A 2,061-nucleotide genomic window follows, 5' to 3' on the forward strand; every position below is an offset into this window, starting at 1 on the left:
GCGCGCGGTCACTGGACAACCCTGTGGATAAGCGGTGGGCCGGGTGTGTTTGGCCGGTGTGCAAAGACGGCTGGCGCGCGGTGCATCCGACGGTTGCGGCAATGGCCGTCGAGCCCGAAAAAAAGCCGCCGGAGCGTTTGCGCTGCGGCGGCTCTTGGCTGAGGTGGAACACCGTGCTGCCCGGTCGGCAGCCGTTTTTCCTCCGGCAGATCGAAGCTACTGGACCGTCAAGTCGTCTCGCCGTACACCGAAACCGGCACTTCGACCGTCACGTCCGTGTGCAGACTCACGCTCACGGTGTTTTCGCTGACGGTCTTGATCGGGCCGTTCGGCAGGCGCACCTGCGACTTGGCCACCTTGTAGCCGAGCTTGTTGAGCTCTTCGGCCACGTCGGCGTTCGTGACCGAGCCGAACAGGCGGCCATCGACCCCGGCCTTCTGCGTGAGCTTGACGGTCACGCCGGAAAGCTTCTCGCCCTGCGTCCTGGCTTCGGCCAATTTGGCTGCGGCGGCTTTCTCGAGGTCCTGCCGCTTGGCTTCGAACTCTTCCTTGGCCGCCGCGGTGGCGCGGCGGGCACGGCCGGTCGGGATCAGGAAATTGCGCGCGAATCCGTCTTTCACCCGGACGACATCGCCCAGGTTGCCGACGTTCACGACCTTGTCCAACAGAATGATTTGCATGATGTGCTTCGCTTCTCGTGAGGGCCAGCCGCTCAGACGCGGTGCTGGTCGGTGTAGGGCAGCAGCGCCAGGAAGCGCGCGCGCTTGATCGCGGTGGTCAGTTGGCGCTGATAGATCGCGCGCGTGCCGGTCAGGCGCGCCGGCACGATCTTGCCGTTTTCACCGATGAAGTCGCGCAGCACGTCCATGTCCTTGTAGTCGATCTGTTCGACGCCGGCCACGGTGAAGCGACAAAACCGCTTGCGCTTGAACAGCAGCGATTGCGTGTTGCGCTTCGGACGCTTGTCCTTGTTGAATTTCTTGAAAGTCGCCATGAGATTTGAACCCTCGAAATTTGAATGTCTGTGATGGCAGCGGACCGATTCAATCGTCCGCCGCCGTGAAGTCCTGGATATGCAGCACCGAGGCCACGCCGCGCGTCGGTGTCGCGAGAAAACCGACGAAGCGCCACGTGCTTCCGATCGGTTGCCCCTTGAGGCGCTCGGCCATCGCGCCGAACGCAACCGCCTTCAACTTCGCCTTGACCGATCGCAACTGGCCGGCCTCTTCGAGCTGGGACTCGTGCTCCAGCCGGAGATCGAACGCGGGCAAGTGCGCGGGCGTGAAGCGAAGCACCCCCACCTCGACGATGCAGGCGTTGATCACCAGCTGGTTCACGCGCCTGGTCGCCCGGACGGGGCCGCTCGATGCTTACTGGTTGGACGTTTGCTCGGCCGGCTGTGCGCGGCGCGCTTCTTCGCGCTCCACGGTCTTCATCATCGGCGAAGGGTTGGTGTCGGCGTTCTCACGCAGCACGGTCAGGTGGCGCAGCACGGCGTCGTTGAACTTGAACGCGTGCTCGATCTCGGCCATCACGGCCTGATCGGCCTCGATGTTCACACACAGGTAGTGCGCCTTGTTCAGCTTGTTGATCTGGTAGGCCAGCTGACGGCGGCCCCAGTCTTCGACGCGGTGGATTTTGCCGCCGCCGGCCGTGATCATGCCTTTGTAGCGCTCGAGCATGGCGGGCACCTGCTCGCTTTGATCCGGGTGGATCAGCAAAATGATTTCGTAATGACGCATGCACAACTCCCTTATGGATAAAGCCGCCCACATGGGTTGCGTCCGTGCCCCGCTTGGGATGCAGGGCGTGGTGCGGCAAGGCAAAGCCAATGATTCTAGCGCGCGCCGTCGGTACAGCGCACAGAGGCCACCGCCAGCGGCGCGCCTTCAACGACAAGGATCGTCGTCGGCCAACGCTGCCGGCTCGCTGGCCTTACCCGCCCGGCGCGCACGACTGCGCGCCGAAAATATCACCCCGCGCGCCAACTGTACGGGCGCAAAACGCAGGAATCCGATGTCCTGCGTCATGTCGTCCTACACCGCCTCCACGCCGCCGGCC

Annotated in this window: 4 protein-coding genes; all 4 read right to left on the reverse strand. The window is 63.8% G+C overall.

From position 1 onward, the window contains the following. Window positions 1-227: 227 nt before the first annotated feature. Genes rplI through rpsF form a run of 4 tightly spaced genes read right to left on the reverse strand, consistent with a single transcriptional unit; the run spans window position 228 to window position 1,742 of the window. Window positions 228-680 carry a 50S ribosomal protein L9 gene (gene rplI / locus WB461_RS08030; protein WP_423852210.1) on the reverse strand — a complete coding sequence of 151 codons (453 nt, stop codon included), beginning with the start codon at window positions 678-680 and terminating at the stop codon, window positions 228-230. A gap of 32 nt (window positions 681-712) precedes the next feature. Further along, window positions 713-994: a 30S ribosomal protein S18 gene (gene rpsR / locus WB461_RS08035; protein ID WP_423852211.1), complete on the reverse strand. Its 282-nt coding sequence runs from the start codon at window positions 992-994 to the stop codon at window positions 713-715. 49 nt (window positions 995-1,043) lie between these two features. Beyond that, complete coding sequence (gene priB, locus WB461_RS08040; RefSeq protein ID WP_423852212.1) at window positions 1,044-1,337, reverse strand: primosomal replication protein N; 294 nt, start codon at window positions 1,335-1,337, stop codon at window positions 1,044-1,046. Window positions 1,338-1,370: 33 nt separating this feature from the next. Further along, the gene (gene rpsF / locus WB461_RS08045; RefSeq protein ID WP_423852213.1) at window positions 1,371-1,742 is read right to left on the reverse strand and encodes a 30S ribosomal protein S6; all 372 of its coding nucleotides are present in this window, start codon (window positions 1,740-1,742) and stop codon (window positions 1,371-1,373) included. Between the last annotated feature and the right edge of the window lie 319 nt (window positions 1,743-2,061).

Source organism: Aeromicrobium sp. (assembly GCF_049587115.1).
Taxonomy (GTDB): domain Bacteria; phylum Actinomycetota; class Actinomycetes; order Propionibacteriales; family Nocardioidaceae; genus Aeromicrobium.